The following is a 26,323-nucleotide window of genomic DNA, read 5'->3' as shown; positions in this document are numbered from 1 at the left end:
CGGTATCCGACGCACGACGGGGCTCCCCGCCCCTGGACACCACATGGAGGACTCGTGGGAGTCAGCCTCAGCAAGGGCGGCAACGTATCGCTGTCGAAGGAGGCCCCCGGCCTGACCGCCGTCATCGTCGGTCTGGGGTGGGACGTCCGCACCACGACCGGCACCGACTTCGACCTGGACGCCAGCGCACTGCTGCTGAACACCTCCGGGAAGGTCGTCAGCGACGCGCACTTCGTCTTCTTCAACAACCTCAAGAGCCCTGACGGCTCCGTCGAACACACCGGCGACAACATCACCGGTGAGGGTGAGGGCGACGACGAGCAGATCAAGGTCAATCTGGCCGGTGTCCCGGCCGACGTCGACAAGATCGTCTTCCCGGTCTCGATCTACGACGCCGAGAACCGCCAGCAGTCCTTCGGCCAGGTGCGCAACGCGTTCATCCGCGTCGCCAACCAGGCCGGCGGCGCCGAGATCGCTCGGTACGACCTGAGCGAGGACGCCTCGACGGAGACCGCCATGGTCTTCGGTGAGCTGTACCGGCACGGCGCGGAGTGGAAGTTCCGCGCCATCGGCCAGGGGTACGCCTCGGGCCTGCGCGGCATCGCGCAGGACTTCGGCGTCAACGTCTGAGCCGGGCCGACCGACCCTCTCATCGTCCGGCGCCGCACCGTTTACGGTCGGCGCCGGACGCGCAGGACAACCGAAGAAGCACCACCTAGGGGAGGACCAGCATCATGGGCGTCACGCTCGCCAAGGGGGGCAACGTCTCCCTGTCCAAGGCCGCACCGAACCTCACGAACGTGTTGATCGGGCTCGGCTGGGACGCGCGCTCCACCACCGGAGCACCCTTCGACCTCGACGCCAGCGCGCTGCTGTGCCAGGGCCAGCGTGTCCTCGGTGACGAGTGGTTCGTCTTCTACAACCAGCTCAAGAGCCCGGACGGCTCGGTGGAGCACACCGGTGACAACCTCACCGGTGAGGGCGAGGGCGACGACGAATCGATTCTGGTCGACCTGCAGAAGGTCCCGGACATCTGCGACAAGATCATCTTCCCGGTCTCGATCCATATGGCGGACGAGCGCGGCCAGACCTTCGGCCAGGTCTCCAACGCGTTCATCCGGGTCGCCAACCAGGCCGACGGCCAGGAGCTCGCGCGCTACGACCTGAGTGAGGACGCCTCCACCGAAACGGCCATGATCTTCGGCGAGCTCTACCGCTACGGCGGCGAATGGAAGTTCCGGGCGGTGGGCCAGGGGTACGCGTCCGGACTGAGGGGCATCGCCATGGACTTCGGGGTCAACGTCTCGTAGCCGGCCCCGGCGGGTCGCCGCGTCTTCTCGTACCTGTGCGTTTCCTGGCTGGATGCCCCTCCTGGCCCGGCTTGAGGGGCAGGCCCTACACTTCGGGGTCAACAGTGAGTAAAGCCGAGTACGGCGCGGGGGAAACCCGTACAAGACACGGATTGGGTAGCCAGTGCTTCTGAAAACCTTCGGCTGGTCGTTCGCGATTACCGCGGTCGGCCTGGTCGCGGCGGTCTTCTACGGGGGGTGGGAGGCCCTCGGCATCGTGGCGATCCTCTCCATCCTGGAGATCTCGCTGTCCTTCGACAATGCGGTGGTCAACGCCGGAATCCTGAAGAAGATGAACGCCTTCTGGCAGAAGATCTTCCTCACGGTCGGTGTGCTCATCGCGGTCTTCGGCATGCGGCTGGTCTTCCCTGTCGTGATCGTCGCCATCACCGCGAAGATGGGCCCCATCGAGGCCGTCGACCTCGCTCTCAACAACAAGGACCGCTACCAGCAGCTGGTGACCGACGCCCATCCGGCGATCGCCGCCTTCGGTGGCATGTTCCTGTTGATGATCTTCCTCGACTTCATCTTCGAGGACCGGGACATCCAGTGGCTGCGCTGGATCGAGCGGCCGCTGGCCAAGCTCGGCAAGGTCGACATGCTGTCGGTCTGCATCGCCCTGATCGTCCTGCTGATCACCTCCTTCACCTTCGCCACCCACGCCCACCAGCACGGCGGCGCGCACGTGGACAAGGCCCAGACGGTGCTGATCGCCGGCATCGCCGGTCTGATCACGTACATGATCGTCGGCGGTCTCTCCGGCTACTTCGAGGACCGGCTGGAGGCCGACGAGGAGCGGGAGCACGAGGAGGAGGAAGAGGCCGAGCGCACCGGCAAGAAGAAGCCGGCGATCCTGCTGGCCGGCCAGGCCGCGTTCTTCATGTTCCTCTACCTGGAGGTCCTGGACGCGTCCTTCTCCTTCGACGGCGTGATCGGCGCCTTCGCCATCACCAACGACATCGTCCTGATGGCGCTGGGCCTGGGCATCGGCGCGATGTACGTCCGATCGCTCACCGTCTACCTGGTCCGCCAGGGCACCCTCGACGACTACGTCTACCTGGAGCACGGCGCCCACTACGCGATCGGCGCACTGGCCGTGATCCTCATGGTCACCATCCAGTACGAGATCAACGAGGTCATCACGGGCCTCGTCGGCGTCGTCCTGATCGCCTGGTCCTTCTGGTCCTCCGTCCGCCGCAACCGCGCGCTGGCCGAGTCCGAGGGAAAAGCGGCGGACTCGGACGAGAAGACTGAGGTGTCGGCCCGCATCTAGGGCCCGGTTCACATCAGGGGGCGCCTCACTCGCCAGGTGTGATCACCTTCCGGGTGAGGAACGCTCACAGCGGGGCGGCCGACGGCGGCCGCCCCGCGGTTCTGTGTCAGGGGTACGTAGGTCACTACGTGGGGGCGGGAATGGGTTTCTTCGACGGGCTGCTGGGCGGACGTGCTGCCGACTTCGACTCGGGCAGCGCCGCGACCAACTCCATCGAGCTCATCAGGCGGCACCAGCAGGTGTCCCTGACCAAGCAGGACGCGGCCACCGGGCACCTGCGCATCAACCTGACCTGGCGGATGCGGTCGTCCGACATAGGCGGTGAACAGCGCACCAGTCTGTTCCGGCACCCCTTCAAGGCGCTCAGGCCGCCGGAGGTGCTCGGGCACGGTCAGAGCATGGTCAACGTCGACCTCGACCTGGGCTGCCTGTACGAGCTCGCGGACGGCACCAAGGGCGTGGTGCAGCCGCTCGGCGGCTATCTGGGGGACGTCAACGCGCCGCCGTACGTCAAGCTCAGCGGCGACGACCGGTTCGGCTCGGGATCCGGCGAGACGATCTACGTCAACCTGGACCACCGGGACGACATCAAGCGGCTGCTGATCTTCGTCTACATCTACGACCAGACCCCGGCCTTCGACCGTACCCACGCCATCGTCACGCTCTACCCCAGCAACGGCCCCCGTATCGAGATCGGCCTCGACGAACGTCACCCCCAGGCCCGCTCCTGTGCCGTCGTGATGATCGAGAACGTCAAGGGCGAACTGGTCGTCCGCCGCGAGGTGAAGTTCGTCTACGGGTTCCAGGGCGAGCTGGACCGGCTGTACGGGTGGGGGCTGCAGTGGGGGCGGGGCTACAAGACCAAGAGCGCGGTGGAGTGACCGTCAGCGGCCGATGAACTGCGGGCCCTGCGGGGGCAGCCCGAAGTCCGGGTCCGGGACCGTCGTCACCGGGGGCGGGTAGCCGTAGCCGGACTGCGCCGACGTGGCCGCCGCGGCCGGTGCCTGGGGATAGCCGTACGCGGGCCGGCTCGTGGTCTGCGGGTAGCCGTAGGCCGGCGGGGCCTGGGTCGCCATGGGCTGGGCCGTCGTCGTCTGGGGCTGCGGGTAGCCGTAGGCCGACTGCGTCGGTACCGCCGTCGGCTGCTCCGGCGGCAGGGGCAGGGACTGGGGCGGCTCCTCGGCCCCCTCGGACTCGTCCACCGAGATGCCGAAGTCGGTCGCCAGGCCCTTCAGGCCGTTCGAGTAGCCCTCGCCCAGGGCACGGAACTTCCAGCCCTCGCCGCGCCGGTACAGCTCGCCGCAGATCAGGGCCGTCTCCGCGCCCGTCTCCGGCTTGATGTCGAAGTGGGCCAGCGGCTCACCGTCGGCGGTCGTCGCGTCGTACAGCAGGATGCGCAGGGCCTGTACGTGTTCAAACGCGACGCCGTCCGCCGAAGCGACCAGCAGAATGCGGCTGACACCGGTCTCGACACCGGTGAGTTCTGTCTGGATCGTGTCGGTGAGGCTCTCGGCGATCCGCTTCTTGCCGAGCCGCCACACCTTCCCGGAGGGGTGCCGGGGCTGGTTGTAGAAGACAAAGTCCTCGTCGGAGCGCACACGACCGCCGGGGCCGAGGAGCAGCGCCGAGGCGTCGACATCCGGGACCCCCTGCCCGGGCGTCCAGCGCAGCACGGCGCGCACCGTGGTGGCTTCCAGCGGGACGTTCGACCCCTTCAGCATCGCGTGCGTCATGCGGTCATCCTGCCTTCTCGGTCCTGCTCACGACAATGCGGGGTAACCACAACCGACAGGGCTGTGCTTGTCGGCGTTACCTGAAATTCACGCCTGGCGGGAACCTATGACATGGATCCCTACGTACTATTACCGGCCACCTGCCATCGAATCCACACGCTTGCCTTGCGCCACGGGGGAGTCCTATGCGTCATTTCGGGCACATCGCCCCTGAGGTGCGGCAGCGCCTCTTCCACCAGGAGCCGTGCGAGTTCACCGCCGACTTCCCGGCCCGGCTGCTCTCCGCGGCCCTGGGCGCCACGCTGTACAGCCCGGCCACCCGGCCGAGACTCGCCGACGACATCGTCAAGCAGGCCGGGAACGGCGTGGTCTCGATGGTGCTGTGCCTGGAGGACTCGATCGGGGACGAGGACGTCCTGGAGGGCGAGGCGAACCTCGTACGCCAGTTCGCCGACCTCGACTCACGGGCGGGCGTGGACCTGCCCCTGCTCTTCATCCGGGTCCGCTTCCCCGAGCAGATACCCGACCTCGTACGACGCCTCGGCCCGACCGTCCGGCTGCTGTCCGGATTCGTGTTCCCGAAGTTCACCGAGGAACGCGGCATCCCCTTCCTGGAGGCCCTGGCCACCGCCGAGACGGCGAGCGGGCGGCGGCTGTTCGGGATGCCGGTGCTGGAGACGCCCGAGCTGATGTACCGGGAAACGCGCGTGGACGCCCTGGAGGGCATCGCCCGCGCGGTCGACAAGTACCGCGACCGGGTGCTGGCCCTGCGCCTCGGCGTCACGGACTTCTGCTCCTCGTACGGGCTGCGCCGGGCCCCCGACATGACGGCGTACGACGTCCAGATCATCGCCTCCGTGATCGCCGACGTGGTGAACATGCTGGGGCGGGCCGACGGCACCGGCTTCACGGTGACCGGTCCGGTCTGGGAGTACTTCCGGGTCCCGGAGCGCATGTTCAAGCCGATGCTGCGGCAGAGTCCCTTCCTGGAGGGACAGGCCGTGGAGCTGCGCGAGAGACTGATTGAGCACGCGATGGACGGGCTGCTGAGGGAGATCTCCCTGGACCAGGCCAACGGACTGCTCGGCAAGACCTGCATCCACCCCTCGCACGTCCTGCCGGTGCACGCACTGTCAGTGGTCAGTCACGAAGAGTTCAGTGACGCCCAGGACATTCTGCGGCCGGAACGCGGCGGCGGGGGTGTACTCAGGTCGGCGTACACGAACAAGATGAACGAGGTGAAGCCGCACCGCGCCTGGGCCGAGCGGACCATGCTGCGCGCCGAGGTGTTCGGTGTCGCCAACGAGGACGTCGGCTTCGTGGACCTGCTCGCCGCCGGGATCCCCGGCTGACCACCGACCGACACAAGGAACGCATGAACAAGGCTGTGAACAACGGGGTCTGGTCCGGCACCTGGGTCGCCGAGCGGCTCGGGGTCGGACTCGTGGGCGACGACGCGCTGACGGGCCTGCTCGGGCTCGCGCTGCGCCGCAACCCCAAGCGGGCGCATCTGCTGGTCTCCAACGTGCTGGGCAAGCACGTGCCGCAGTCGCCCGGTGTGGTGTACGGGCACGGGTTCGCACTGGGCCGCAGGGTGCGTGAGCTCCTCGGCGACGAGGAGGCGGCCACGGCGGTCGTCGTGGGCTACGCGGAGACCGCCACCGGCCTCGGCCACTCGGTCGCCGACGGCCTGGGCCTGGCCCCCTACCTGCACTCCACCCGCCGCCCGGTCGCCGGGGTCGCCCCCGCGGGCGGCTTCGAGGAGTCGCACTCGCACGCCACCTCGCACCTGCTGCTGCCTCAGGATCCGGCGCTGCTGGCCGGCGACGGACCGCTGGTCCTCGTCGACGACGAGTTCTCCACCGGCAACACGGTCCTGAACACGATCCGTGACCTGCACGAGCGCTACCCGCGGAAACGATACGTCGTGGTCGCGCTGGTCGACATGCGCTCACCCGCGGACGCCGGACGCCTGGAGGCCTTCGCCCACGAGATCGGCGCCCGCGTGGACCTGGTCGCCGCCGCCTCGGGAACCGTACGGCTTCCCGAGGGGGTGCTGGAGAAGGGGCAGGAGCTGGTCGCACGGTACGAGTCGGCCGCGCCGGGCACGCCGTTCGCGACGCCCCTCGCCGGGGACGCACCGTACACCGGGCCGGGCGCCGATGCGTCCGACGCAGCGCGGTCCTCGGGCACCGTCCCGGCCGCGGCAAGCGGGTGCGCGGCGGATGCCGGAGGCGGGTCGGTCGGCTCGGGTGTGGATACGTCCCCTGCGGGGCGGGTTCCGGGCGCCTTCGCAGCCGGAGCCGCCGACGGCGGGGCGGATGGCGTGGAGGGGCCCGCCGGTGGCGGTGCCTGTCCCGCCCGGCGTCACCACGACCGGATCACCCGCGTCGAGCTCCACTGGCCCCGAGGCCTGCCCGACGGCGGCCGGCACGGCTTCACGCCCGCGCACCGCGCCCGCCTGGAGGGCGCCCTGCCCGCCATGGCCGCGCGGGTCGCCGAGGCGATACCCGGCGCCGCGCGCCGCGTCCTCGTCCTCGGCTTCGAGGAGCTGATGTACGCGCCCCTGCGGCTGGCCCGCGAGCTCGAACAGATCGTGGCCGTCGAGGTGCGGTACTCCACCACCACCCGCTCACCCGTCCTCGCCGTCGACGACCCCGGCTACGCGATACGCAGCCGCCTGGTCTTCCCCGCCCACGACGACCCGGCCGACGGCCCCGGCGAGCGCTACGCCTACAACGTCGCGGGCGCCGGCTTCGACGCCGTCGTCGCCGTCGTCGACTCGGCCGCCGACACACCCGAACTGCACGCCCCCGACGGCCTGCTGGCCCAGCTGGCCGCACATGCGCCGCACGTCCTGCTCGCCGTCGTACCGTCGTACGTGCCCGAGCCCCCGTACGTCGCCGTCTCCTCCGACGAAAGATCCGCCATGCTGCCCGACCCCCTCCGCGGTCCCGCCTTCTCCTCGTACGCCCCCGACGAGGTCGGCTGGCTGCTGCAGGACCTCTCGGACGTGACGCTGGAGGCGCCGACCGAGGAGCGCGAGGAGGCGATCCAGAGCGGCGGCGCGCACTACGCCGAGTCGCTGCCGGTGGAGTACCAGCCGAGCGAGCAGTACCAGGAGCTGTTCCACGCGGCGCTCGACGCCTCGGCCGAACGGATCGCCCACGCGGTCGGCGTGGTCACCGAGACGGTGATCGCCGAGCGGTCGCCCCGCCCGGTGCTGGTCTCCTTGGCCCGCGCGGGCACCCCGGTCGGCGTGCTGATGCGCCGCTGGGCCAAGTACCGGCACGGACTCGACCTGCCGCACTACGCCGTCTCGATCGTCCGCGGGCGCGGTATCGACGCCAACGCGCTGCGCTGGCTGGCCGCGCACCACGACCCGCGGGACGTCGTCTTCGTCGACGGCTGGACCGGCAAGGGCGCCATCACCCGCGAACTCACCGAAGCCGTCAAGGAGTTCGAGGCGGGCGACGGGATCACCGGCTTCGACCCGGAGATCGCGGTGCTCGCCGACCCGGGCTCCTGCGTGCGGACGTACGGCACCCGCGAGGACTTCCTGATCCCGTCGGCCTGCCTCAACTCGACGGTCTCGGGCCTGATATCGCGCACGGTCCTGCGCGCCGACCTGGTCGGCCCGAACGACTTCCACGGCGCCAAGTTCTACCGCGAACTCGCCGGCGCGGACGTCTCGGTGGCCTTCCTGGACGCCGTCTCCGCCCGCTTCCCCGAGGTCACGGACGCCGTGGACACGGCGGTCAAGGAACTCCTCGCCGCCGACCGCACCCCCACCTGGGAGGGCTGGGCCGCGGTCGAGCGGATCAGCGAGGAGTACGGCATCCACGACGTGAACCTCGTCAAGCCCGGCGTCGGCGAGACCACCCGGGTGCTGCTGCGCCGGGTGCCCTGGAGGATCCTCGCCCGTGCCGGGGCGGGCGCCGACCTGGACCATGTGCGCCTGCTGGCCGACCAGAGAGGCGTGCCGGTCGAGGAGGTCGGCGAACTGCCGTACACCTGCGTCGGGCTGATCCACCCCCAGTACACGCGCGGTGCGACGGGCGCCGACGGCAAGGCGGTGACGGTCTGATGCCGGTGCTGGTGGCGAGCGACCTCGACCGTACGCTGATCTACTCCTCCGCGGCCCTGGCCCTGACCATGCCGGACGCGCGGGCACCCCGGCTGCTGTGCGTGGAGGTGCACGAGAGCAGGCCGCTGTCCTACATGACGGAGACGGCGGCCGGGCTCCTGACCGACCTCGGTGACGAGGCCGTGTTCGTGCCGACGACCACCCGCACCCGCAAGCAGTACCAGCGCATCAACCTGCCGGGCCCGGCGCCCAAGTACGCGATCTGTGCCAACGGCGGCCACCTGCTGGTGGACGGCGTTTCGGACCCCGACTGGCACGCGCAGGTGCTGGGCCGGCTGGCCGAGGAGTGCGCGCCGCTGGATGAGGTGCGCGCGCATCTGGAGGCGACCGCCGACCCGTCCTGGGTACGCAAGCACCGGGTCGCCGAGGATCTCTTCGCCTACCTCGTCGTCGAGCGCGAACTGCTGCCCGAGGAGTGGGTGAAGGAGCTCGCGGCGTGGGCGGAGAACCGGGGCTGGACGGTGTCCCTGCAGGGCCGCAAGATCTACGCCGTGCCGAAGCCGCTCACCAAGAGCGCGGCCGTCCGCGAGGTCGCCCGCCGCACCGGCGCCGATCTCACCCTGGCCGCCGGCGACTCCCTCCTCGACGCCGATCTGCTGCTCGCGGCCGACCAGGGCTGGCGCCCGGGGCACGGAGAGCTGGCCGACGCCGACTGGACGGCAGCGGCGATCGGCGCGCTGCCGGAGCGGGGCGTGCTGGCCGGGGAGCGGATCCTGCGCGAGTTCCTGCGGACGGTGCGGCGGCCTTCCTGAAAACTTCCTGAGGCGGCGGCGTCAGCCGCAGCAACCCCCGCCGCAGCATCCGCCCCCGCCTCCGCCCGCCCTGGGCGAGGGGGCCGGTGCGGACGCCGAACCCGCGACGGCTACTGTCGACAGCAGCTTCACCGTGTCGTCGTGCCCCGCGGGGCAGGCGGCGGGGTCGGAGGACTGTGCCATGGGGCGGCTCAGTTCAAATGTGTCGCCGCACGTCCGGCAGCGGTACTCGTAGCGAGGCATACGCCCAGGTTAACCGGCGTGACGGTAATCACTACACCTCAGAATTTCATGAGTGTTCTAATCTGTCCGATACTTGTGCGGAGATTTTGAAAAGATCGCTGATAATTTAGGCAGGCCGCGAGGAGCCGTAAGACCGGGGGAAGTAGGGGGGGCTCGTAGCGCCGCGCCCTCCGCGGCTGTGCCACCCGCTGAGTCTCAACCCGCGCGAGCAAGACCGAATGCGAGGGGAGACGCAGTCGTGACCGACGCATGGCAGCGGGCGGACGACCGGGACGGCGACGACCGGGCCGGGTCCGGAGCCGCGAAGCCACCACCGGAGGCGGACGCGACCCTCCGTCCCGAGGTCGACGTCCCACGCGCCGACGAGACCATGCAGCTGAACGTCGCCGCCCTCCGGGCCGACGAGACCAAGCAGCTCAAGGCCGACGTCCCACGCGCCGACGAGACCATGCAGCTGAACGTCGCCGCCCTCCGGGCCGACGAGACCAAGCAGCTCAAGGCCGACGTCCCACGCGCCGACGAGACTATGGCGCTGCGCGTGCCCCCGCCACCGGCACCCTCCGCCACCGGCGGTCGCGCCGACCGCCGCCGCAGTGCCCGCCCCTCCGTCCGCGACCGCGTCACCGCGGCCCTCGTCGGCCTGCGTGCCACCGTCGGCCCCCGGCTCGCCCCGCTCGCCCCGTACGCCCGCCGGCTCAAGCCCCTCTACCCGCGCCCCGGCCGCACCGGCTGGCGCCGCTGGGTGCCCTCCTGGCGCCAGTGGCTGGGCGCCTGGCTGTCGTCCTTCGGCCTGCTCGGCCTGTTCCTGGTCGTCGCCTACGCCGCCACGGACATACCGACGGACCTGAACACGTACGCCACGCAGCAGGACAACGTGTACTTCTGGGCGGACGGGACACCGATGGCCCGCACCGGCTGGGTGCAGCGGCAGAACATGCCGCTCAAGGACATACCCGAGGACGTGCGCTGGGCGGTGCTGGCGGCGGAGAACGAGAGCTTCTACTCCGACCCCGGCATCTCCTTCAAGGGCATCACCCGCGCGCTGTGGCGGACGGTCGGAGAGGGGGACACCGAGGGTGGCTCCACCATCACCCAGCAGTACGTCAAGAACGTCTATCTGACCCAGAACCAGACGGTCACCCGCAAATTCACCGAGGCGATGATCGCCCTCAAGCTCGACAACAAGATGAGCAAGGACGAGATCCTGCAGGGCTATCTCAACACCAGCTGGTTCGGCCGCGGGACGTACGGCATCCAGCGCGCGGCGCAGGCCTACTACGGCAAGGACGTCGGCAAGCTCAACGCGAGCGAGGCCGCGATGCTGGCCTCCCTGCTGAAGGGCGCCGGCCTGTACGACCCCACCCTCAGCGAGGCCAACCACAAGCGCGCGGTGGAGCGCTGGTCCTGGATCCTCGACCGGATGGTCAAGATCGGCAAGCTGACGCCGGCGGAGCGGGCCAAGTACAAGACGTTCCCCGAGCCGCTCAAGTCGGCCCGGGTCTACGACACCGGCAAGCAGAGCGACTACCTGGTGGAGCTGGCTCAGCAGTACGCCAAGAAGTCCGGGCACATATCGGACAAACAGTTCGACCTCGGCGGCTACCAGATCTACACGACCTTCGACCGCACACGGGAGACCGAGCTCACCGACGCGGTGGCCAAGGCCCGCAAGCAGGCGAAGCAGAACGACCCCAAGGGCGCGGAGACCGCGCACTACGGTGCCGCCTCGGTGGCCACCGACGGGCGGATCCTGGCCGTGTACGGCGGCCCCGACCACCGTACGCAGGGCTTCAACGAGTCCAACGCGGCCACCGTCCAGGCCGGTTCGGCGTTCCTGCCGTTCGTCTACGCCGCCGGTCTGGAGCACGGCGTCCACAAGACCCGCACCGGGCCCGTGACACAGGTGACCCCGCAGACCGTCTACAACGGTGCCGACGGCGTCATCGTCACCACGCCCGAAGGCCCGTACTGGGACCGCAGCGGCAAGAGGGTCCTCGCCCACAACGACGACCGCAAGTCGTACGGCCAGATCGCCCTGGGCAAGGCGCTCGCCCTGTCCGTGAACACACCGTTCATGCAGCTCGGCATGGACACCGGCCTGGACAAGGTGCGCGCGACCGCCGAGGCGGCCGGGCTGCTCTCCTCCAGCATGGGGCCGCAGGTGCCGGCGCTGTCCCTGGGCAACTCCACGCCGAGCGCGATCCGGATGGCCAGCGGCTATGCCACCTTCGCCGCGGAGGGCAAGCACACCGAGCCCTTCTCGATACGCCGGATCACCCGCAACGGTTCCACGGTCAAGCTGGACACCCCGGCCTCGGGCCAGGCGGTCGGCGCCCAGGTGGCCGAGGAGGTCTCCCAGGCACTGACGAACTCCCTGCTCACCGCCCACCCCGAAGCCGCCACCACCGCGCCGACGGACGGGAGGACCGGCGCCACCACGACGGCGGGCGGGAAGGCCGGCACCACCGAGAAGGACACCGCCGCCTGGTACGCGGGCACGGCCGAGTCCGTGTCGACCGCGGTCGTCGTCTACCGCATGGACCTGGCCAAGAGCCTCGAACCACTTCCACTCAAGGGCCTCGCCGGTACAACCAAAGACAGCGTTCCGTACGTCATATGGGCTAAGGCCATGGGGCTCGGTTGACCTCGGGTGCCACAGCAGACCCCGGTGGCCGCACCACCCCCCACCTCCCTCCCAGAATGAGCCGCGCATGAACAGGAAGCAGCCGACAGGCCGTCGCCGTCGGGACAGCGCCCGCCGCCGCCCGCGCCGCGCCACCCGACCGGAAGTCCTGACCCTGACCGCCTTCCTCGTGGTGGCCTCGCTGGTCGCCGGCTTCCTGGCGCTGACCCGGCAGGACAGCACCACTCCCGCCGCGTCCGCCAAGGGCAAGCCGTCGGCCAAGGCCACGGAACCCGTGTGGGACGGCAAGACGAAGATCCTCGGGGACGGCTCGACCTCCTACACGGGGCCCCAGAAGGGGGAGTTGAAGGCCGTACCGCTCAAACCGGGCGAGAAGCCGCCCCAGTTCGTCGTCTTCTCCTGGGACGGCGCGCTGCAGGGCGACGACGAGCTCTTCTCCCACTACCGGGAGCTGGCCAAGCAGTACAACGCCCACATGACGTTCTTCCTCACCGGCATCTACCTGCTGCCCAAGACCAAGAAGGACCTCTACCACCCGCCGCAGCACAACCCCGGCGCCGCGGCGATCGACTACGCCACCGACGAGCACATCCGCACCACCCTGGAGCAGCTCCGCCTGGCGTACGACGAGGGCAACGAGATCGGCACCCACTTCAACGGCCACTTCTGCGACACCAAGACCAGCGGCAAGTACTGGAGCGTCGACGACTGGAAGCAGGAGATCGACCAGTTCTTCGACATCGTGGAGAAGTGGAAGACCAACACCGGCTTCAAGGACATCCAGGCCCTGCCCTTCGACTTCAAGAAGGAGATCACCGGCGGCCGCGCCCCCTGCCTGGAGGGCCAGAAGAACCTGCTGAAGGCCATCAAGAGCTACGGCTGGCGCTACGACGCCAGCTCCCCGGGCGGCTTCCAGGTATGGCCGACGAAGAAGAACGGCATCTGGGACTTCCCGCTGCAGCTGCTGCCGTACGGGGACAAGTTCCAGGCCCTGTCGATGGACTTCAACTTCCTGTTCAACCAGTCCAAGGGCGAGACCGACGGCAACCCGGCGGAGTATGCCCAGTGGGAGCAGCAGGCGGTCGACTCCTACATGGCCGGCTTCAACCGCGTCTACTACGGCAGCCGCGCACCGCTGTTCATCGGCAACCACTTCGAGAACTGGAACGGCGGCATCTACATGAAGGCCATCGACCAGATCGTGAAGAACGTCTGCACGAAGAAGGGCGTCAAGTGCGTCTCCTTCAAGGAACTGGCCGACTGGATGGACGTGCAGAAACCGGAGACCCTGGCGAACCTGCGCAGCCTGGACCCGGCGCAGTCGCCGTCGAACTGGTCCGCCGTCGTCAAGTGACGTACGCGGACCGGTCATTCCACTTGTGTAACCCCCTTCACAACCGCCGCACAGGGCGTGCGAAGATGCGTCTCCCGGTAGGTGTACCGGTGTAGAGGGGAACATCATTGAAATCTAGAAGATTGAGCAGTAAGGGACGCCGCGCGAGCATAGTCTCGGTGGCGGCCGCCGCGGTCGTCGCCGGCGTGGCCCTGGTGCCCAACTGGAGCGCGGGCGCGGCGGTGGTCGACGATCCGACGGTGGACGCCGCGACCAAGGCGACCTTCCAGCGGCTGGCCGACGCGGTCTTCACCGACCGCACGGAAGCCCTGGTGGACGGGGGCGACACCAAGCGGGCCACGTCCGGTTTCTCCGGCGACGTCAAGCTGTCCGCCTCCCAGTCGAAGGCGGAGACCTCCGCGCTGAGCCAGCTGCACGGCCGCAAGTCCCGCCTCGCGAAGCTGGGCGAGAAGTACAAGGCCGGCAGCACCAAGGTCACGCTGGACGCGACGCGGGTGACCGGCCGCACGGCCAAGGCCGACGTCACCGAGACCACGACGCTGACCTACGCGAAGGTCAAGGGCAAGGAGCCGAAGACCACCGGCTTCCAGGCCCACCACGAGCTGACCTTCAGGGCCGACCAGCAGGGCAACTGGCAGCTGACCGACGTCCGCGACACGGACAGCGGGTACATCGCGGTGAACCAGGTGGCCAAGCAGCCGACCGTCGCCGTGAAGGCCAGCCCCGCCGACGACAACCCGCCCGAGGCGACCCGCTCGGCCACCACGTGGCCCGCGCCCGCCAACGCGAAGAACTTCACCGCCAGCGGCTACGACTACAAGGCCATGGTGGCGTACGCGACGAAGTACTGGAACAACTACAACCCCGCCTATCCGGACTTCAACGGGCACCAGGACGGCGGCGACTGCACCAACTTCGTCAGCCAGGCCCTGAAGGCGGGCGGCTGGAAGCACGTCCCCGGCTACACGTACGACTTCCACAAGTGGTTCGGGAACTCCGACATCCAGTCGGACTCGTTCGTCGGCGTCAACGAGTTCTCCTGGTTCGCCCTGTCCTCCAAGCGGGTCACCAGCCTCGCCAACGTCTACCAGGCGGACCTGGGTGACGTGCTGCAGATGGACTTCAACAAGGACGGGTCCAAGGACCACTCCATGATCGTCACCTACCGCAGCCCGCAGGGCGTGCCGTACGTGTCGTACCACTCCACCAACACCTACAACCGGTCGGTGGCGAGCCTCGTCGCGTCGTACCCGACTGCCGCGTTCTACGCCTACCGCACCTGATCGTGCCGGTCCCGCCGCTCCGGTGCCTCGGCGTTGGGGTGGCGGGCCCGCCAGTACGGGTTGTCGGGCGGCAGGGTGGAACTGACCCTGCCGTACATCCCGAAGAACATCAGCAGGATGCCGACCACGAAGCTGAACAGCACGTTCTGGATCCTGAAGGCCAGGAAGTTGTAGCCGCTGTCGAGCAGGGAGAGGTTCAGGAACCCGCTCAGCAGGAACAGGATGCCGAGGGTCATGTTCAGCGTGGACGCGAAGTTCCCGCCGATCACCATGCCCGCGAACAGCAGCAGTCCGATGCAGATCGACAGGACGCTGAGCGTTCCGTTGGTGTTCAGTCCGACGACGCTGTTCCCGCCGGTGTCGAAGAAGCCGATGTGCCGGATCACACCGAGGACGCCGAAGACGACCAGGAACGCGCCCATCAGGCCCGCCCCGACCCGGTAGACCCTGTTCAGCCGGTGGTCGACGGGCAGGTGGTCGTCGAGCCGGATCCGCCCCGTCTCATGCACTGAGTGCGTGGACATGTCCGCCTCCTTCGCTTGCTGGTGGAGGTCACACGTACGTCCCAATATCCGCCCGCGACGCCTCAGCGGCAAACGGCTCAGTGGGCCCCGCCGAGCTCCTCGCGGATCTGCGCCACCACCCGCGCCACCGTCTGCCGTACGGCTTCCGTCTCCGTCAGGAAGTGCCAGTAGTCGGGGTGACGGCCCTCCAGCGTGGCTATCGCCCGCTCCAGGCGGCCCACGGCGTCGTCGAGCGGCCGGGCGTGCCGGGGATCGGGCGTCGTACGGCCCGTCATGGCGAGCCGCTGGGCGTCCCGGATCGCGAACCGGGTCCGGTCGATCTCCTGCTGCGGGTCCTTCTGCACGGCGTTCAGCCGCGTCAGCCGGTCACCGGCGGCCGACACGGCCTCGTCGGTGGTGTTCAGCAGCGCCCGCACGGTCGACAGGAGAGAGGTGGCGTCCGGCCAGCGCTGGGCGTCCCGGGCGGCCTGCGCCTCCTTCAGCTTCAGCTCGGCCTGCCGCACGTTCTCCGTGGCCTGCTCCGGCACGTGCTGGAGGTCCTGCCAGCAGGCCGCGGCGAACCTGCGCCGCAGCTCGCTCAGTACGGGGTCGACGTTCCCGGCGCGGGTGGTCAGGGCCTGGGCCCGGGTGCGCAGCGACACGAGCCGGTGGTCGATCTCGGCGGCCTTCTCCGGCAGCCGCGCGGCCTGAGCACGGACCGCCTCGGCCTCCCGCTGGACCCGCTCGGCCCGCTCCAGCGTCTGCGGCACCCCGTGCTGCCCGGCCCCCTGGTTCAGCTTGGTCAGCTCGGGGGAGAGGGCGGCCAGCCGGGCCGCGAGGTCGTCCGCCTTCAACCCCGAGCCCCGCACGGCGTCCAGGGCGTTGGACGCGGCGAGCAGCGCCTGCCGGGCCCGCTCGACGGCGGGCGCGAGGCGGGCCAGCTGGGTCTCGGCCTTGCCGAGCAGCGGCCCGAGACCGCTGCCGAAACGGTCCAGCTCCTGCTTCACACGGACCAGCTCGTCCTTGGCCGCGGTCAGCTCGGTGCGCGCCCGGGCGGCGACGGAGGCCTCCAGGTCGTCCCTGTCGAGGTCGTACGCGTCGATCGCCTCGATGTAGCGGTTGCTGACCTCGTCGATACGGCGGCCCAGCGCCTCGAAGTCGGAGACGGCGCGCCGGGCCGCCGGGGTGTCGTCGACGGCCGTGATGGTCTCTATCGAGATCCGCAGGTCACGCTGGGCGGTGTCGAGTTCGTAGAACGCGGCCGCGGCGGCGTCCTTCGCGGCCTGAGCCTCGGCCCGCTGGCTCTCCGCCCGCCCGCCGAACCAGCGCCGGGTGCCACCACCGGCCCCTCGGGGTGTCGCCGCCACATCCCTCTCCCGTGCCGTGGTTCGCCCTGCGTGGAGTCATTCTCCCACCCGTTGAAGACGAACACACGGGCCGGTCAGTTCGCGGTTCGCGATACGGGTTTGCGGGACAGTGCCCCCGGCAATGTAGGCTGTCGACTCGTCCTGGGTGCGTAGCTCAGGGGTAGAGCGCCTGCCTTACAAGCAGGATGTCGGCGGTTCGAAACCGTCCGCGCCCACTCCAGGAAGAAGACCCCGGCCGGTGACGGCCGGGGTCTTCTCGTTCCGGTCGCCTTCGCGTCAGCCGTCCCCGTCCCCGTACCCGTCCCGGTCCTCGCGGGTGTGCTTCAGCTTCATGCGGGCGTCCATGCGCTCCGCCGCCGCGACCTCCGCCCAGAAGCGGTGACCACTCACGAACACCGCGAGCTCGTGCTCCCGCTGCCGCAGCTTCTCCACCTCGGCCTGTTCGTCGGCCGTCCAGCCGGGGGAGGCGGGGCGTTCCACCTTCCGCCAGGCGTTGTCGTCACTGAATCCGTCCAGCGGCTGGACCGACCAGGGGAGCCGCTTCAGCAGGGCCGACAGCTCGGCCCGGACCTGATGCAGCTCCTCCTGACCGGCGAGGAGGTCACTCGGAAAGTCATAGGGCGTAGCCACGCGGCAATGCTACGCCTGTTCGATTTTGAGAGGCGAGTTCGTTCCGGAGGTTCATGCGGACGAGTGTGTGGAGCGAGCACTTTGAACAAGTGTTCGATCTGGGGCTAGGGCAAAGGCTGAACCGAAAGCCGAGCCGAGGGCTCAGTCCGTGGGCAGGCCCGCCCGGGCCGCGAGTGAACCCAGGGCCTCGTGGAGGAGTTCGCGCTGGCCGGCGGCGAGGTGGGCGGTGATCTCCGCGTCCAGGGCGCGGGCCTCCGCGGCGCAGTCGGCCAGCAGCTCGCGGCCCCGGTCGGTGAGCGAGAGGACCTGGCGGCGGCGGTCGCCGGGGTCGCGCACCCGCTCGACCGTGCCGAGCCGCTCCAGGTGGTCGGCGAGCGAGACCACCAGGCTGGGGGCCACCCCGAGCCGGCCCGCCAGGTCCTGCTGGGAGGCGAACGAGCCCTGGGTGAGCGCCGTGAGGAGCCCCACGTGCTTGGGCTTGAGGTCGTAGCGCTCGATCCGCTCGGCGAACCGGTCGCCGATCACCGCTCCGAGCGTGCCGAGCCGGAAGGTGAGCGTGTGCGGCAGCCCGCCGGACCCCTTGACCTCATTCATGTCAGTGATGGTACCTTCCCAGAACCATTCTTAATCAGAACGATTTACGGGGTGATGGAAATGGTGAGGGAAATGCTGGCACTGACCGCGCACACCACGGACACCGCACACCTGGTGATCGGCCTCCTGAACGTGCTCATCGCGCTCGTCTCGGGAGTCTCCGCCGTCGTCGGGCTCGCCCGCCCCTCCCTGGCCCTCGCCGCCGGCGAGCCCCTCAACTCGGGAGTCGTCTTCTTCGCCCGCGCCTACGCCGTCCGGGCGGTCCCGCTCAGTGTGGTCGTCACGGTGCTCGTCGCCGCCGGTTCCTGGGACGCGCTCGCCCCGGTGCTGATCGTCTCCGGTGCCGCCCAGCTGGGCGACGCGGCGATCGGCGCCACCCGGCGCAACCCGGGGATGCTGGCCACGGCGGGCGCGCTCGCCGTGGTGCACCTGGTGTCGGCCGGATGGCTGCTGACGCGCTGAGGGGGCCTCAGTGGCCGGCTTCCCGCAACTCCCGTACCAGCTGGGCCGTCACGGGCACAGGGACCCCGTGGCGTTCGGCGGCACGCAGCAACGCACCACCGATGGCGTCGAGTTCGAGGGGACGGCCCGCCTCCGCGTCGCGCTGCATCGACGACTTCGTGCCGGGCGGGAAGGAGTCGTAGCGGGCGAGCGCCCGGTCCGGGTCGGCCGGGGCGCCGCAGGCGCCGCCGACGGCCGCGGTCTCCGCGACGAGAGAGACCAACTCCTCGCGGTGGCGCGTGCGTACGTCACCGAGGGGGAGGCCGTAGCGGGTGGTCAGCAGGGCGAACGGGGCGAGGAACGACATCTTCGCCCACAGGGCCGACGTCTCGTCCCCGCACACCCGGGTGGCCGGACCCGCCGCGCCGAGGGCCGCCGCGAGCGCGTCGAGGCGCGGGCGGGGCACCGGGTCGCCGGCCAGGTCGATCTCGGTGAACGGGCTGCCGTGCTCGATCAGCCCGGGGGCCAGGCGGGTCGACTCGACGCGGATCACGGCGGGGGCCACGCGGTCGGGGCGATAGCGGGCGCGCAGGAGCGCGGGGTGCTCCACGCCGTTCAGGAGCGGTACGAGCAGGGCGTCCCCGAGGGCGGTGGGCGGGACTCGGGTCAGGGCCGCGTCGAGTGCGGTGTGCTTGACGGTGATCAGGCAGGCGTCGACGGGTTCGCGCAGTTCGGTGTCCGCCTCCACGGGGGCGGCGAAGTCGCCGAACTGGGCGCTGCGGATCCGGATTCCGTCGGCCCGCAGGGCGTGGGCGGTCTCGTCCCCGGCCAGGCAGATCACGCGGTGACCGGCGCGGGCCAGCAGCCCCGCGAGGAGGCCGCCGGTACCGCCGGGGCCCAGGACGGCAACGGTGAGTCGGTCGTTCGCCATGATGGGGTTGTTCCTCTCGTCGGGTCGGCCCCGTGGTCGGTGGCCGCCTTCGGGAGGATCCTCGCAGGGCGCGCGGGAGTGCGTGACACTGGGGGCATGTGCCGGAGCATCAAGACACTTCGCCCGCCCGCGTTGGACCAGGAGGCCACGGAGGAGGAGATCCGGGCCGCCGCCCTGCAGTACGTGCGGAAGGTGTCCGGCTTCCGGGCGCCCGCCGCTCACAACCGAGAGGCGTTCGAGAGGGCCGTGGAGGCCGTCGCGGAGGCAACCGCCGAGTTGCTCGGGGGGCTGGAGATCCGGGGACAGGCGGCTCGCACGGGGGCCTGAGCGCCCCGTCGGCGGTCCGGTGTGTCAGGACGCCTCGGAAGGCTCCGGCTGTCGTTGCATCAGGTACGCCGCGGCCGCGCCCGCCCCGAACAGGGCCGCGACGGAGACGCCCGTGGCCAGCCAGGTGGCGCCCAGCCACTGGGCGCCGTAGTAGCCGAGAGCGACGCTGTAGCCGGCCCAGGAGAGGCCGGCCAGGGCGGACCAGGGGAGGAAGTCGCGGACCCGGCGGTGCGCGACGCCGGCGCAGAGGGACACGACGGAGCGTCCGGCCGGGGCGAAACGGGCGAGGACCACCAGGGCGCCGCCGCCCCGGGAGAGGGCCGCGCCGAGACGCTCCTGCGCGGTGGTCAGGCGCCGGGAGCGGGCTATCGCGCGGTCCAGGCGTTCCCCGCCGCGCCATGCCAGGCGGTACGCCATCAGGTCGCCGAGGACCGAGGCGGTGGCCGCTGAGAGGGTCAGGGCCAGGATGTCGGGCACGTGTCCCGTCGCGCTGGAGCCGGCGGCGGCCGCCGTGGCCGCCGTGATCACCAGCACCCCGCTGGGGAGCACCGGCAGGAAGACGTCCAGCAGAACCGACAGCGCCACGGTGGCATATATCCATGGGCCGGCGATCAGCGACACCACGTCTTCGAACACGACTACTCCCCGTTACTCCCCCGATAACAGCCATACAGCGTACGCCTTGGGTGTGACAGAAGGGTCACGGGGGGCTCATGTGTTCGTACAGTCTGTCAACCCGGGCCGGGGGAAGCGAGGGAAATAGGTCGGCGCCCCTCCCCGTACAGCAGAGGAGGGGCGCCGACGGCAGGCGGTCAGGCCGTGACCGGGGCCTTCTCCGCCGCCGGCTGCCGCTCGCCCGCCGCGCGCCTGGCGAGGAGCCGGTCCAGGCCGAAGGCGCCGGAGCCGGTGAAGACCAGCAGGAGGAACGTCCAGCAGAACAGGGCGGCGAGCTCGCCGCCGTTCTGGATCGGCCACAGGGCCGCCTTCTGGTGGATGTCGAAGTACGCGTACGCCATGGAGCCCGAGGCGATCAGCGCGGCACCGCGGGTGCCGAGGCCGAGCAGCACGAGACCGCCGCAGACCAGCTGGATCACGGCCGCGTACCAGCCGGGCCAGGTGCCGGCGGAGATGGTGCCGCCGTCGGTGCCCACGGCGCCGCCGAGGACGCCGAAGAGCGAGGCGGCGCCGTGCACGGCGAAGAGCAGGCCGACGATCATGCGGAACAGGCCGATGACATAGGACTGGGCGCTGTCGAGGCGTCCGGACATGTGGGGGTACTCCCTCGGTAGTCGGTGGGGGCGGCGGTACCGAATGAGGAGCCCAGGTTAGGTGCACCTAATCAATGCTTGCAAGTTCAACATTTAGCCATTGTTCCGCTTCCGTTTCCGGTTCCGTTCCGGCGCCCGCCGCACGTAGAACCGCTCTCGCCACCGCATCGGCGTCCGAAAGCGTGACCGAATCCACCCCCGGCCGGGCCCCCGCCGCGGTCACCCAGTGCACCCCCTCCGTGGGCACCCCGAACGCGAACCGCCTTGCGTGCGCCCGTCCTTGGCGGTCGATCAGACGGTACGGGCGCTCTGTCACGTCCAGCCCTCCGGTTTCGTAACCGTCCACGGTGTGCGGCCGGCAGCCGCCGGTCTCCAGCAGCCGGGCGAGCAGACCGTCGGCTGTGTTCCGCAGATCCGGTTCCGGAAGGCGGGCCTCGACGAGCGCCGTCACGCGCACGGCGGAGCCCGGCACGTCGGGGGAGCGGGCGACCCAGGCCCCGTCCTCGGCCCGTACCTCGAGGCGTGGCCCGAGCACCTCCACCACACCCGCCTCGACCAGCGCGGCCAGCTCCTCGATGCGGCGGCGGGGCGGGCCGATGGACAGGAAGGCGTTGAGCGGGGTGTACCAGCGGTCCAGGTGGTCGCGGCGGGAGGCGCCGGTCAGCCCGCCGTGGTCGACGATCAGCCGTATCTCGTTGCGCAGGTCGCGCAGCACGTCCAGGGCCGCCTTCAGCGGTCCTGCGACATTGCCGAGGGCGGCCTGCGCGGCGTCCTCGCGCAGATGGGCGAGCAGCCACTCCCGCCAGGCCTCCGGCAAGGTGAAGTCCCGTCCCGCGTACGGCCGGACGACCCGTTCCCAGGACCAGCGGTCGGCGTCCCGGATCCCGGACTCCCGCAGAACGCGGTCCTCTTGGGAGCTGCCGTGCGCCGCGCCGAGGAAGCGGTCCCGGAAGCCGAGGCCCGAGCCGCCCTCGAAGTCCCTCTGCCCGAGCAGGGTTTCGTAGTAGACCGCCTCCACCTCCTTCGCCACCAGCGGCCATATCTCCGCCAGGAAGTCCGGCGCCTCCCCGGAGTCCGCGCGCTTGCGGAAGCCCGCGATCACCTCCGGCGTGAGGACGCGCGGGGTGTGGCGGCCGTACGCGCCCTTCGCGTTGTCGCCGCGCGCCTGGTACGGCACCCCGCGCCGCGAACCGGCGTACAGGCGCGGCTCACGGCCGGAGGGCGTGTAGCGCAGAACGCCGCCGGCGGTGCGGGCGAAGCGGCCGCCCCGGCCCGTTGTCAGCAGGGCCAGGTGGTCGAAGAAGTTGAGACCCAGGCCGCGCAGCAGCACCGGTTCGCCGGGCGCCAGCGGGGAGAGGTCCACGTCGGCCGGGTTGGCGGGCGGTATGTGACGCAGGCCGTGGCGTTCGGCGTGGGCGGCGAGCCGCCGCTGTGCCGCGTCGGCGACCACGGGCAGGTGGCCCTGTGCGAGCACCACGGCGGACAGTCCCGGCAGCACACGGCCGTCGTCCAGCGCCAGCGTCTGCCGTCCGTCGGCGGCCTCGTCGAGCCGTAGGGCGCGGGCCCGGTGCGTCTCCACGCGCACGGCGTCCGGCGCCTCCCGCACCGCCTTGCCGAACACCCACTCCAGGTACCGGCCGTACTGGGCGCGGGCCGGGTAGTCGTCCGGCCCGAGCTCGCCGTCCGCCCACTCGTACAGACTCGGACCCGGGCGGACCGGGCCCGAGCACTCCACGCTGTCGTCGGTGAAGAGGGTCACCTGGCAGGCCACGGTGTTCATCAGCAGCTCCGGTGACTGCGCGGCCCGCCACACGTGGCCCGGTCCGGGCGGCGCCGGGTCGATCACGTGCACCGTCAGCCGGACACCCGCGGGGAGGAGTTCCGGTACGGAGGCGCAGAGGCGTTCCAGGACGCTGGTGCCGCGTGGTCCGGCGCCGACCAGGGCGACGGACACCGTTGCGGATTCCTCGGTCGGTGCAGACAAGGACTGACTCCCGGGCGTGTGGGGCGCATGGCAGCAGACCGCCCACGGAAAGCGGACGGTCCGCCTCATCATGCCGCCGCCCGTCACGGAAGCCAACGCGCTTCCCGGACGTCACAGTTGACCCTCAGGGCGGGGTGAGGACGGACTCCTCCACGGTCTTCAGCGCACCGGCCGACCGCGCCCGTTCCAGCCTCAGCCGCGCCGAACGCCCGTGCAGTGTCAGCGTCATGAGCTGGTTGCCGAACCAAGGCCCGCCCTTCTTATGCCAGTTGACCGGCGGCGGAGGACAGCTTCCGTGCCGGGCGAGCCGGCGGCCGAGGAAGCGGGCCACGGCGCTCCAGCCGAAGCGGAAGCCGAGTCGCAGCGAGAGGGGTACGGCGTTGTGCACGGGGGAGCAGGTGAGCTGCAGGACGCGGGCGCCGGGGCCGCCGGACGGCCAGGAGGGCTCGGCGAGGTAGGCGTGGTGCACGTCTCCGGACAGCACGCAGACCGTCGCCGGCGCCCCGGGGCCCGATCCGGCCTCGGCGATCAGCTCGGTCAGGGCGGTGAAGGAACCGGGGAAGGCGGCCCAGTGCTCCAGGTCGGCCCGGCGCCGCAGGCCCTCGCCGAAGCGTGCCCAGCGCGGCCCGCGGTCGCCCCGGCACAGGGCCGCGTCCCACGCCTCGGCATCGTGCACCAGATGCGGCAGCAGCCACGGCAGGGAGGTGCCGACGAGGAGGTGGTCGTACCCGCCCGGGTCCCGCAGCGCCTGTTCGCGCAGCCACTCCGCCTCGCCCGCGTCGAGCATGGCGCGGCTCCGCTCGTCGAGCACCCGGGCCGCCCGTGTGTCCACCATCAGCAGCCGGACCCGGCCGAAGTCGCGCCGGTAGCTCCAGCGGACGGAAGCCGGGTCGGCGTCGGCCCCGGCGGCGAAGGCGCGCAGCACGTCCGTGCCGTCGGGGGTCTCGCGGACCGCCGCGTACAGCGGATCGGCGGCCAGCTCGCCGGGCGAGAGATTGCCCAGGTGCTGGTACACCCAGTACGACATCAGGCCGCTCAGCAGCCGCTCCCGCCACCAGGCGGTGGCCCGCACGTCGGCGAGCCAGGCGGCGGAGGTGTTCCAGTCGTCGATGACGTCGTGGTCGTCGAAGATCATGCAGCTCGGCACGGTGGACAGCAGCCAGCGCACCTCGGGGTCGAGCCAGGACTCGTAGTAGAGGCGGGTGTACTCCTCGTAGTCCGCGACCTCGCTGCCCGGGGGGTCCTTCGGATCGCGTCGGGCGGCCAGCCAGCGGCGGGTCGCCGGGGAGACCTCGTCGGCGTACACCTGGTCGCCCAACAGCAGCAGCACGTCGGGACGTTCGCCGCCGGGGCCGGCGGCCATCCGGGCCGCCAGCGCGTCCAGGGCGTCGGGGCCTGCCGGATCCTTCTCCCCGGCCGGGGGCGCGGCCCAGCGGCAGGAGCCGAAGGCCACGCGGACCGCGTCGCCGTCGGCGGGCGTGCGGATGACGGAGGGCGGGAAGCGGGAGCCGGGCCGCGGCCACACGCGCGTGCCGTCGAGGAACACCTCGTACGACGGTGACGTGCCCGGTGAGAGCCCGGTCACCGGGACCAGGGCGTAGTGATGGCCGGCCACCTGGAAGGTGCGGGCCGTGCCTCCGGCGCCGTCGGCGCAGCGCACCTCGGCGGCGCACGGACGGCTCGTCTCGACCCAGACGGTCGCGGACGAGCTGTCGGCGTACCTCAGCAGTGGTCCCAGGAGCAGTCCGGCCACGGCGATCGACCTCCTCCGTCCTCCCCCGTCGATCCGTACGCTATTGAACGACGGGGGAGGACGGACAGACCGCGGCGATCAGCAGTTGGCCGGTCAGCAGCTGGCGAGGTAGCTCGTCAGCGCGCTCTTCTCGGCGGAGTCGACCGAGAGGTCGTAGTAGTACTTCACCTGGACCCAGGCACGGACGTAGGTGCAGCGGTAGGACGTGACCGAGGGCATCCACTCGGCCGGGTCCTGGTCGCTCTTGGACTGGTTCACGTTGTCGGTGACGGCGAGCAGCTGGGGCCGGGTGATGTCGTTGGCGAAGGCCTGGCGCTGGGCGGTGGTCCAGGAGCTGGCGCCGGAGTCCCAGGCCTCGGCGAGCGGGACCAGGTGGTCGATGTCGAGGTCGGAGGCGGCGGTCCAGGTCGCGCCGTCGTACGGCGAGTACCAGCTGCCGCTGGTGGCGGTGCAGGCGGAGTTGGTGACGACGTTCGTACCGTCCCGCTTGAGGATGTACTCACGGGTGTTGCAGGTGCCGCTGATGGTGATCCAGGTCGGGAACAGGTCGCGGCTGTAGCCGGTGCGGTTCTCGGTCGCCACGGTGAGCGAGGCGAGGTAGGTGCGGGCGGTGGCGGCGCTGACCGGTGTGGGGAGGGCGGCCGAGGCGCTCGGGGAGTTGAACAGTGCGGCGGAGGCTATGAGACCGGTAAGAGCCGCGACTATGCTGAGTCGTCCACGCGCGTAGAACTTTCGCATGCGTACTCCCTTGTGAGGTGGGGGTGTTGGAGCGCGAGCGAGGGAATGCTCCCGGCGTCGTATTGCCGGAAGGTATGTGTTCGGTAAGAAGCTAGTGACGTGTGCATGACACGACAAGGTTTACGCTCGAACTTTCGGTCACGTGCGAGTCGCGTAGGATGGGTGGCGCAGAAGGGGAGTAGCTCCTCGCCGGACCGTCGACATACTGCTCAGCCAGCCTGAGCCGGCGCCCGGAGCCGGACCTCGGTCACGAGTCCGGCCAGCGAGACCTTCGGCAAGCAGTGCACGCCCGTGCCCCACGGCACGGGTGCCATGTGTACTGCCATGCCGAGATGTCTCCGTGTGACGTACAGCACTCTCGGTGGGGCAGTGCCCGACCGATTGAGGGACCTTGATCAGCATCACCGTGACGGCGCTCGTCTTCGGCGTCATCTTCCTCGCCGAGCTGCCGGACAAGACCGCGCTCGCCGGCCTCGTCCTCGGCACCCGCTACCGCGCCTCGTACGTCTTCGCGGGCGTCGCCGCCGCCTTCCTGCTGCATGTGGTGCTCGCCGTCGCGGCCGGCAGCGTGCTGACGCTGCTGCCCCAGCAGATCGTGCACGCGCTGACGGGTGTCCTGTTCCTGGGCGGCGCCGCGATGCTGCTGCTGAAGAAGGACGAGGACGACGAGGAGATCCGCAGGCCCGCCGACCAGTCCTTCTGGAAGGTCGCCGGCACGGGTTTCATGCTCATCCTGGTGGCCGAGTTCGGTGACCTCACGCAGATCATGACCGCGAACCTCGCCGCCCGCTACGACGACCCGCTCTCCGTCGGTCTCGGCGCGGTGCTGGGACTGTGGGCGGTGGCCGGCCTCGGCATCGTCGGCGGAAAGGCGCTGATGAAGAAGGTGCCGCTGCGGCTCATCACGCAGGTCGCGGCGCTGCTGATGCTGGCGCTCGGCGCGTGGAGCCTGTGGGAGGCGGTGGCGGGCTGAACCGGCCTGGGGCGACCTGGGTCGGCCTGAGCCGGC

At 70.4% G+C, this 26,323-nt stretch carries 25 protein-coding genes and 1 tRNA gene; 14 read left to right on the top strand and 12 right to left on the bottom strand.

What is annotated here, in order from left to right:
• Window positions 1-54: 54 nt before the first annotated feature.
• The 4 genes from ACIPSA_RS02855 (at window position 55) to ACIPSA_RS02840 (ending at window position 3,503) form a co-directional block, all read left to right on the top strand.
• Window positions 55-630 carry a TerD family protein gene (locus tag ACIPSA_RS02855; protein ID WP_402628097.1) on the top strand — a complete coding sequence of 192 codons (576 nt, stop codon included), beginning with the start codon at window positions 55-57 and terminating at the stop codon, window positions 628-630.
• Window positions 631-734: 104 nt separating this feature from the next.
• Window positions 735-1,310, top strand: coding sequence for a TerD family protein (locus ACIPSA_RS02850; protein WP_402628096.1), 576 nt, complete (start codon window positions 735-737; stop codon window positions 1,308-1,310).
• A gap of 163 nt (window positions 1,311-1,473) precedes the next feature.
• Complete coding sequence (locus ACIPSA_RS02845) at window positions 1,474-2,622, top strand: DUF475 domain-containing protein (RefSeq protein WP_402628094.1); 1,149 nt, start codon at window positions 1,474-1,476, stop codon at window positions 2,620-2,622.
• 140 nt (window positions 2,623-2,762) lie between these two features.
• Complete coding sequence (locus ACIPSA_RS02840; RefSeq protein ID WP_402628092.1) at window positions 2,763-3,503, top strand: Tellurium resistance; 741 nt, start codon at window positions 2,763-2,765, stop codon at window positions 3,501-3,503.
• Window positions 3,504-3,506: 3 nt separating this feature from the next.
• On the opposite strand, the gene ACIPSA_RS02835 is transcribed toward ACIPSA_RS02840, so the two are convergent.
• Window positions 3,507-4,355, bottom strand: coding sequence for a TerD family protein (locus ACIPSA_RS02835; protein WP_402628090.1), 849 nt, complete (start codon window positions 4,353-4,355; stop codon window positions 3,507-3,509).
• 185 nt (window positions 4,356-4,540) lie between these two features.
• Between ACIPSA_RS02835 and ACIPSA_RS02830 the strand changes: the two genes are divergently transcribed.
• The 3 genes from ACIPSA_RS02830 to ACIPSA_RS02820 are packed head-to-tail and all read left to right on the top strand — an operon-like array spanning window position 4,541 to window position 9,254.
• Window positions 4,541-5,707, top strand: coding sequence for an HpcH/HpaI aldolase/citrate lyase family protein (locus ACIPSA_RS02830; RefSeq protein WP_402628089.1), 1,167 nt, complete (start codon window positions 4,541-4,543; stop codon window positions 5,705-5,707).
• 23 nt (window positions 5,708-5,730) lie between these two features.
• Complete coding sequence (locus ACIPSA_RS02825) at window positions 5,731-8,442, top strand: phosphoribosyltransferase (RefSeq protein WP_402628087.1); 2,712 nt, start codon at window positions 5,731-5,733, stop codon at window positions 8,440-8,442.
• Window positions 8,442-9,254 carry an HAD family hydrolase gene (locus ACIPSA_RS02820; RefSeq protein ID WP_402628086.1) on the top strand — a complete coding sequence of 271 codons (813 nt, stop codon included), beginning with the start codon at window positions 8,442-8,444 and terminating at the stop codon, window positions 9,252-9,254. The genes ACIPSA_RS02825 and ACIPSA_RS02820 overlap by 1 nt, the downstream gene beginning before the upstream one ends.
• A gap of 21 nt (window positions 9,255-9,275) precedes the next feature.
• On the opposite strand, the gene ACIPSA_RS02815 is transcribed toward ACIPSA_RS02820, so the two are convergent.
• On the bottom strand, window positions 9,276-9,497 hold the full coding sequence (locus ACIPSA_RS02815; RefSeq protein ID WP_402628084.1) for a zinc ribbon domain-containing protein: 222 nt from the start codon (window positions 9,495-9,497) through the stop codon (window positions 9,276-9,278).
• Between the two features lie 448 nt (window positions 9,498-9,945).
• Here ACIPSA_RS02815 and ACIPSA_RS02810 point away from each other — a divergent pair, with 448 nt between their 5' ends.
• From ACIPSA_RS02810 to ACIPSA_RS02800, 3 genes are all read left to right on the top strand, one after another.
• Window positions 9,946-12,141 carry a transglycosylase domain-containing protein gene (locus ACIPSA_RS02810; RefSeq protein ID WP_402629447.1) on the top strand — a complete coding sequence of 732 codons (2,196 nt, stop codon included), beginning with the start codon at window positions 9,946-9,948 and terminating at the stop codon, window positions 12,139-12,141.
• A 67-nt stretch (window positions 12,142-12,208) separates the two neighbouring features.
• The gene (locus ACIPSA_RS02805; protein WP_402628082.1) at window positions 12,209-13,495 is read left to right on the top strand and encodes a hypothetical protein; all 1,287 of its coding nucleotides are present in this window, start codon (window positions 12,209-12,211) and stop codon (window positions 13,493-13,495) included.
• Window positions 13,496-13,653: 158 nt separating this feature from the next.
• Complete coding sequence (locus ACIPSA_RS02800) at window positions 13,654-14,778, top strand: amidase domain-containing protein (protein ID WP_402628080.1); 1,125 nt, start codon at window positions 13,654-13,656, stop codon at window positions 14,776-14,778.
• Here the strand turns inward: ACIPSA_RS02800 and ACIPSA_RS02795 are convergent.
• The gene (locus ACIPSA_RS02795) at window positions 14,766-15,302 is read right to left on the bottom strand and encodes a DUF4383 domain-containing protein (protein WP_402628078.1); all 537 of its coding nucleotides are present in this window, start codon (window positions 15,300-15,302) and stop codon (window positions 14,766-14,768) included. The two genes, ACIPSA_RS02800 and ACIPSA_RS02795, sit on opposite strands and share 13 nt — an antisense overlap.
• A 77-nt stretch (window positions 15,303-15,379) precedes the next feature.
• Entirely contained in the window at window positions 15,380-16,648 is a 1,269-nt protein-coding gene (locus ACIPSA_RS02790) for a hypothetical protein (RefSeq protein WP_402628076.1), read from the bottom strand.
• Between the two features lie 143 nt (window positions 16,649-16,791).
• On the opposite strand from ACIPSA_RS02790, the gene ACIPSA_RS02785 reads away from it, so the two are divergent.
• Window positions 16,792-16,863: transfer RNA gene (locus ACIPSA_RS02785), tRNA-Val, on the top strand.
• A gap of 61 nt (window positions 16,864-16,924) precedes the next feature.
• Here the strand turns inward: ACIPSA_RS02785 and ACIPSA_RS02780 are convergent.
• Together ACIPSA_RS02780 and ACIPSA_RS02775 are read right to left on the bottom strand one after the other, a co-directional pair.
• Window positions 16,925-17,278 (bottom strand): hypothetical protein, encoded by a 354-nt coding sequence (locus ACIPSA_RS02780; protein WP_402628075.1) that lies wholly within the window; start codon window positions 17,276-17,278, stop codon window positions 16,925-16,927.
• Window positions 17,279-17,419: 141 nt separating this feature from the next.
• Window positions 17,420-17,872 (bottom strand): MarR family winged helix-turn-helix transcriptional regulator, encoded by a 453-nt coding sequence (locus ACIPSA_RS02775; RefSeq protein WP_402628073.1) that lies wholly within the window; start codon window positions 17,870-17,872, stop codon window positions 17,420-17,422.
• Between the two features lie 72 nt (window positions 17,873-17,944).
• Between ACIPSA_RS02775 and ACIPSA_RS02770 the strand changes: the two genes are divergently transcribed.
• The gene (locus tag ACIPSA_RS02770) at window positions 17,945-18,334 is read left to right on the top strand and encodes a hypothetical protein (RefSeq protein WP_402628072.1); all 390 of its coding nucleotides are present in this window, start codon (window positions 17,945-17,947) and stop codon (window positions 18,332-18,334) included.
• 7 nt (window positions 18,335-18,341) lie between these two features.
• Here ACIPSA_RS02770 and ACIPSA_RS02765 read toward each other — a convergent pair whose 3' ends face one another.
• Entirely contained in the window at window positions 18,342-19,244 is a 903-nt protein-coding gene (locus ACIPSA_RS02765) for a ketopantoate reductase family protein (protein ID WP_402628070.1), read from the bottom strand.
• A gap of 96 nt (window positions 19,245-19,340) precedes the next feature.
• Here ACIPSA_RS02765 and ACIPSA_RS02760 point away from each other — a divergent pair, with 96 nt between their 5' ends.
• Complete coding sequence (locus ACIPSA_RS02760; RefSeq protein ID WP_402628068.1) at window positions 19,341-19,571, top strand: DUF2277 domain-containing protein; 231 nt, start codon at window positions 19,341-19,343, stop codon at window positions 19,569-19,571.
• Window positions 19,572-19,595: 24 nt separating this feature from the next.
• On the opposite strand, the gene ACIPSA_RS02755 is transcribed toward ACIPSA_RS02760, so the two are convergent.
• The 5 genes from ACIPSA_RS02755 to ACIPSA_RS02735 all read right to left on the bottom strand — a co-directional run bounded on the left by ACIPSA_RS02755 (window position 19,596) and on the right by ACIPSA_RS02735 (window position 25,314).
• Window positions 19,596-20,207, bottom strand: a complete 612-nt coding sequence (locus tag ACIPSA_RS02755; RefSeq protein WP_402628066.1) for a DedA family protein — start codon at window positions 20,205-20,207, stop codon at window positions 19,596-19,598.
• A 176-nt stretch (window positions 20,208-20,383) separates the two neighbouring features.
• A complete protein-coding gene (locus tag ACIPSA_RS02750) occupies window positions 20,384-20,839 on the bottom strand; it encodes a DoxX family protein (protein ID WP_402628065.1) in 456 nt (151 codons plus the stop codon).
• A gap of 67 nt (window positions 20,840-20,906) precedes the next feature.
• Complete coding sequence (locus tag ACIPSA_RS02745) at window positions 20,907-22,823, bottom strand: FAD/NAD(P)-binding protein (protein WP_402628063.1); 1,917 nt, start codon at window positions 22,821-22,823, stop codon at window positions 20,907-20,909.
• 124 nt (window positions 22,824-22,947) lie between these two features.
• Complete coding sequence (locus tag ACIPSA_RS02740; RefSeq protein WP_402628061.1) at window positions 22,948-24,576, bottom strand: alkaline phosphatase D family protein; 1,629 nt, start codon at window positions 24,574-24,576, stop codon at window positions 22,948-22,950.
• A gap of 93 nt (window positions 24,577-24,669) precedes the next feature.
• The gene (locus tag ACIPSA_RS02735) at window positions 24,670-25,314 is read right to left on the bottom strand and encodes an HNH endonuclease family protein (protein ID WP_402628059.1); all 645 of its coding nucleotides are present in this window, start codon (window positions 25,312-25,314) and stop codon (window positions 24,670-24,672) included.
• Window positions 25,315-25,705: 391 nt separating this feature from the next.
• Here ACIPSA_RS02735 and ACIPSA_RS02730 point away from each other — a divergent pair, with 391 nt between their 5' ends.
• On the top strand, window positions 25,706-26,287 hold the full coding sequence (locus ACIPSA_RS02730) for a TMEM165/GDT1 family protein (RefSeq protein ID WP_402628057.1): 582 nt from the start codon (window positions 25,706-25,708) through the stop codon (window positions 26,285-26,287).
• Window positions 26,288-26,323 lie beyond the last annotated feature (36 nt).

This window comes from Streptomyces sp. NPDC086549 (assembly GCF_044746205.1).
Lineage (GTDB): Bacteria > Actinomycetota > Actinomycetes > Streptomycetales > Streptomycetaceae > Streptomyces.
This window is presented reverse-complemented; position numbering and strand designations above follow the sequence as displayed.